This is a genomic window from Aeromonas sp. HMWF014 (assembly GCF_963878295.1).
Taxonomy (GTDB): domain Bacteria; phylum Pseudomonadota; class Gammaproteobacteria; order Enterobacterales; family Aeromonadaceae; genus Aeromonas; species Aeromonas popoffii.
This window is the reverse complement of record NZ_CAWNYS010000308.1, coordinates 425-5,251: the sequence shown is the minus strand read 5'-3', so window position 1 is coordinate 5,251 and position 4,827 is coordinate 425. Positions and strand designations below refer to the sequence as shown.

At 60.2% G+C, this 4,827-nt stretch carries 4 protein-coding genes and 1 pseudogene; 1 reads left to right on the top strand and 4 read right to left on the bottom strand.

Features of this window, described 5'->3' with window-relative positions; translation table 11 throughout:
- The 3 genes from AAC083_RS12690 to ettA all read right to left on the bottom strand — a co-directional run.
- Window positions 1–910: NCS2 family permease (locus AAC083_RS12690; protein ID WP_258224683.1), on the bottom strand; the 910-nt coding region annotated here is incomplete at its 3' end.
- Between the two features lie 273 nt (window positions 911–1,183).
- Window positions 1,184–1,519 (bottom strand): hypothetical protein, encoded by a 336-nt coding sequence (locus AAC083_RS12685; RefSeq protein WP_042035080.1) that lies wholly within the window; start codon window positions 1,517–1,519, stop codon window positions 1,184–1,186.
- Window positions 1,520–1,611: 92 nt separating this feature from the next.
- The gene (gene ettA, locus AAC083_RS12680) at window positions 1,612–3,279 is read right to left on the bottom strand and encodes an energy-dependent translational throttle protein EttA (RefSeq protein ID WP_042035078.1); all 1,668 of its coding nucleotides are present in this window, start codon (window positions 3,277–3,279) and stop codon (window positions 1,612–1,614) included.
- Between the two features lie 364 nt (window positions 3,280–3,643).
- On the opposite strand from ettA, the pseudogene AAC083_RS12675 reads away from it, so the two are divergent.
- A pseudogene (locus AAC083_RS12675) lies at window positions 3,644–3,784 on the top strand (YgjV family protein); the annotation flags it as partial.
- 53 nt (window positions 3,785–3,837) lie between these two features.
- Here AAC083_RS12675 and AAC083_RS12670 read toward each other — a convergent pair.
- Window positions 3,838–4,692, bottom strand: a complete 855-nt coding sequence (locus AAC083_RS12670; protein WP_108536799.1) for a lytic transglycosylase domain-containing protein — start codon at window positions 4,690–4,692, stop codon at window positions 3,838–3,840.
- Window positions 4,693–4,827 lie beyond the last annotated feature (135 nt).

Below are 4,827 nucleotides of genomic sequence, written 5' to 3'. Positions count from 1 at the left end.
AGCTCACGCTATCGACCAGCAGTGCCTGCTTCATGCGCGGGAAGTGGCCCTTGTCGTCCGCCAGCTTGGCGCGGTTGGTGACGCCAATCAGGGTGCCGGAAGAGTCGAACAGGTTGACCAGCATGAAGGAGAAGATGATCCCCGCCAGGCTGATGTCGAGCGATCCCATCAGATCCAGTTGGCCGAACACTGGCGCTATGCTGGGGGGCATGGAGACGAACCCCTTGAAGGTGACATCGCCAAACAGCCAGCCCAGACCCGTGGTGACCACGATGGCGATCAGGACGGCGGAGTGGACGCCACGGGCGGAGAAGATACAGATGATAAAGAAGCCAAGCAGACCCAGCAGGCAGGGCAGGGAGGTGAGGTTGCCCACCGTCACCATGGTGGCCGGGCTGGCCACCACGATCCCGGCGTTGTGCAGACCGAGCAGGGCGATGAGCAGACCGATACCGGCGGTGATGCCTACCCGCAGGGTGAGCGGGATATTGGCGATCAGCCAGTAGCGCACCCGCAGCAGGGTCAGGATCAGCAGGCCCAGCGCGCCCCAGAAGATGGTGCCCATGCCGACTTGCCAGGAGTAACCCATGCCAGCCACCACCACGAAGGCGAAGAACGCATTCAGCCCCATGGCGGGGGCCAGGGCGATGGGCAGGTTGGCCAACAGGCCCATCAGTATGCTGCCGATACCGGCAATGAGGCAGGTAGTGACGAACACGGCCTGGGTGTCCATGCCCGCAGCGGAGAGGATCTGCGGGTTGACGAACACGATATAGACCATGGTCAGAAAGGTGGTGATGCCGGCGATCACTTCGGTGCGGGCATTGGTGCCATGGCCTTGCAGGGCAAACAGGCGCTCAAGCAATCCTTGCCCGGCGGCCTGGTTGGCAGCTTGGTGTTGTTGGTTCATGTTGGATTCCAATAGGTGACGTGAAATAAGCAGCAGGAGAGTCGGCACCCCATCCATGCGTGGGCAAGGGGGCTATTTTTCTGGTGACTAAGTGACCAGACTCGTCCTGATACCGTGACAGCGGGCACATTTTCACACAGGCGGCGGCGTTTACAAACCCCGGATCTGCGAAGCGGATCAATGAATAGCGCAAAAATTCAAACGTTTGCTATTTGCGCAATAAAAAAGGTTCTCGCCAGAGAACCTTTATGGTGAACCCATTGAGAATACGGCTTAGAGGGTCTTGAAGTAACGCTCCACCAGCTGGGCCAGCACCGAGTCGAGTCTGTCCAGCACCTCGCCGAGCTCTCGCCCGAGACGGCGCAGAAACAGGCTGGCCTGCTCCTCGGTCAGCTTGCGTCCCTCGATGAAGAACTCCTGTTCCGGCAACTGCTTGTCGTAGCGCGGGATCAGCACCCAGCTCACCAGTTCAGGATCGATGACAGAGAAAATCTTGGCAGCGGCGACACAGAAGGTCTCGATGTGTTCCTTGCCATCTGGCCCGAGGCAGCCGGGCTCGACCCGGATCTGGATGGTGAGTTTCTTCTCTATGGGGGGCTGGGTCGTCATCTTGCTACATCCATGCAAAGGCATACGCCTTCGATTGTAAGTCAAAGGCAATCGAAAGGGGAGCCTGAGCTCCCCTTGTGACGCCGCCACCCTTATTTGGTGATGCGCTTGTATTTGGCCCGGTGTGGCTGGATCGCCTCGGCGCCGTAGGTCTTCTTTTTCCACTCTTCGTATTCGGTAAAGTTACCTTCGAAGAACGCAATATTGCCCTCGTCCTGATAATCCAGGATGTGGGTGGCAATACGGTCGAGGAACCAGCGATCGTGGGAGATGACCATGGCACAACCCGGGAACTCCAGCAGGGCGTTCTCGAGGGCGCGCAGGGTTTCGATGTCCAGATCGTTGGTCGGTTCATCCAGCAGCAGCACGTTGCCGCCGGTCTGCAGCAGCTTGGCCAGATGCAGACGACCACGCTCACCACCGGAGAGCTCGCCAACCCGCTTCTGCTGGTCGGAACCCTTGAAGTTGAAGCGGCCGATATAGGCGCGGCTCGGGAACTCGTAGTTGCCGATGCGCAGGATATCCTGACCGTCGGCGACCTCTTCGAACACCGTCTTCTTGTCGTCCATGCTGTCGCGGAACTGATCGACAGAGGCCAGCACCACAGTTTCACCCAGCGTGATGGTGCCAGAATCCGGCTGCTCCTGACCTGACATCATGCGGAACAGGGTCGATTTACCGGCACCGTTCGGACCTATGATGCCGACGATGGCCCCCTTCGGAATGGCAAACGACAGATCGTCGATCAGCACCCGATCACCGTAGGATTTGCGCAGGTTGGCCACTTCCAGCACCTTGTCGCCGAGGCGCGGTCCGGGCGGAATGAACAGCTCGTTGGTCTCGTTGCGCTTCTGGTAGTCGTTGGTGTTGAGCTCTTCGAAGCGAGCCATACGGGCCTTGGACTTGGCCTGACGGCCTTTCGGGTTCTGACGCACCCACTCCAGCTCTTTCTCGATGGACTTGCGACGAGCCGCTTCGGAGCTGGCTTCCTGCGCCAGACGGGCGTCCTTTTGCTCCAGCCAGGAGGAGTAGTTGCCTTCCCACGGGATGCCTTCGCCGCGGTCCAGCTCCAGGATCCAGCCTGCCACGTTGTCGAGGAAGTAACGGTCGTGGGTGATGGCCACCACTGTGCCTTCGTAGTCGTGCAGGAAGCGCTCCAGCCAGGCCACGGATTCCGCATCCAGGTGGTTGGTCGGTTCGTCCAGCAGCAGCATGTCCGGCTTTTCCAGCAGCAGGCGGCACAGCGCTACACGGCGGCGCTCACCACCGGAGAGGTGCTGGATCTTGGCGTCCCAGGCTGGCAGGCGCAGGGCATCGGCCGCGCGCTCCAGCTGGTTTTCCATGTTGTGGCCACCCTGGGCCTGGATGATGGCTTCCAGCTCGCCCTGTTCGCGGGCCAGCTTGTCAAAATCTGCATCCGGATCGGCGTAAGCGGCATAGACCTCGTCGAGACGGGCCATGGCGCGCTTCACCTCGCCGATCGCCTCTTCGACCGCTTCGCGCACTGTCTGCTCCGGATCCAGCTTCGGCTCCTGGGGCAGGTAGCCAATCTTGATGCCGGGTTGCGGACGGGCTTCCCCTTCAATATCGGTGTCGATGCCCGCCATGATGCGCAGCAGGGTGGACTTACCGGCACCGTTGAGACCCAGTACGCCGATCTTGGCGCCCGGGAAGAAGCTCAAGGAGATGTTCTTGAGGATATGACGCTTGGGCGGCACTACCTTGCCGACCCTGTTCATGGTGTAAATAAATTGAGCCATTGGCTAATTCTCTTCCTTTTCAGCGGGTTAATGTCTTGGCACTAACAGACTGATGTCGTGGTGGGGCCTGGTCGACACGCCGTCAACCCGGTTCCAAAAAACCCGTCGATTGTAAACCAATGGACAGGGGTGGGCAAAGGCGGCGCCCGGTTGGCACTCCCCTTTGCCGCCGCGGTCACGTCTTGCTGCATCAGCCGTGCAAGCTTGCCATGATGTGGGCGCCTGTTTTGTCCCGGAGCCGCCATGATCCCATCCCCTCAGGCACCCCCACTGGCTGCCTTTCTCTGCGCAATGGACTTGGCTGCCGCGATGGGCGAAGCCCTTTGCCTGTGCTTGCCACGGCTGACGTTGAGCGGCGGTCGGGATCTGCTGGCTGGTCAACAAGCTGCGGCTGGGCTCACTGGTCGCCGCGCTGATGGAGGCGCTGTTGCTGGTCAGCAATCTGGTGGGTTACTACCGCCACTATGGCTTTGAACAATGCTGGACATGGTCGCCATTTCCTTGACCGTTGCAAGGTGAGGTAGCCGCATTCCTGTCGGCGATACCCTGATTGCCCGCTCAGGGTTGCTTGTGGCCCGCAAAGTAGAGGACCCGCCGCACATATTGCTGGGTCTCCTGATAAGGGGGGATGCCCCCGTATTGTTCCACCGATTTCTCGCCGGCGTTGTAGGCCGCCGACATCAGGGTCCAGTTGCCGTCAAAGTGGGTGTGCAGCCACTTGAGGTAGGCCACTCCACCCTTGATGTTCTGCTCGGGATCGAAGGGGCGGGTAACGCCGAAGCGTTGCTGGGTCTCAGGTATGAGCTGCATCAGTCCCTGGGCGTTCTTGGGAGATACGGCGCGGCTGTCGAGATTGGATTCGGCGATGGCGATGGCCAGCACCAGCCGCTCGTCGATGTGGTGATGCTTGGCGGCGCTGCGCAGCATGATAACCAGCTTCTGCTTGGCTGGGGACTGGCGGGCCAGATAGGCCTCCAGGTTGAAAGGGGTATTGGGGATCTCGGCGAAGTAGCCGCCGCCCCCGCCGACCCCGGCGCCACAATGATCCCCCATGACGGCATTGCCAATACGGGCGTTGTAGTAGCGAGTGGCCTGCTGGTTGCCAAGGCGCATCGCCATGGCGAGGTAGGCGTTGGCCATCCTGGGGTTGCGCACCGAGCCCGGGCCTGTGGCGAGCAGGCGACCGATGCGGAAGTAACCTTCCGGGTTACCCGTCGTGGCGGCGGCGCAGTAGAAGTGGATGGCTTGGGTCAGGTTGCCCTGACTCTGTGCCACCTGGCCTTTTTTCAGTGCGCTGAGCGCCTTGGGCGCCTGTCTGAAATCCCTGCTTTGTGCCGTTGCCTGCACGGTATCGGCCAGCAACAGCGATAAAAAAAGCAGCAAAAACAGCCTGTTTTCGCTGAGGCTCGACATGGATTCTCTCCTGTTGGGGTACAGAAGATATAGGGGAACATGGTCCGCTCCGCCATTAATCCAGTGGATCCTGTTGTTATGGATCCACTCATCCAGAGATCAAAACGGTATGGAACCTGTGTGAAATGCAGGCAC

What these genes read in the sequence shown, in the direction of transcription:
- ettA (WP_042035078.1), bottom strand. Translation starts at nt 3,279, where the DNA reads ATGGCTCAATTTATTTACACCATGAACAGGGTCGGCAAGGTAGTGCCG.
- AAC083_RS12670 (WP_108536799.1), bottom strand. Translation starts at nt 4,692, where the DNA reads ATGTCGAGCCTCAGCGAAAACAGGCTGTTTTTGCTGCTTTTTTTATCG.
- AAC083_RS12685 (WP_042035080.1), bottom strand. Translation starts at nt 1,519, where the DNA reads ATGACGACCCAGCCCCCCATAGAGAAGAAACTCACCATCCAGATCCGG.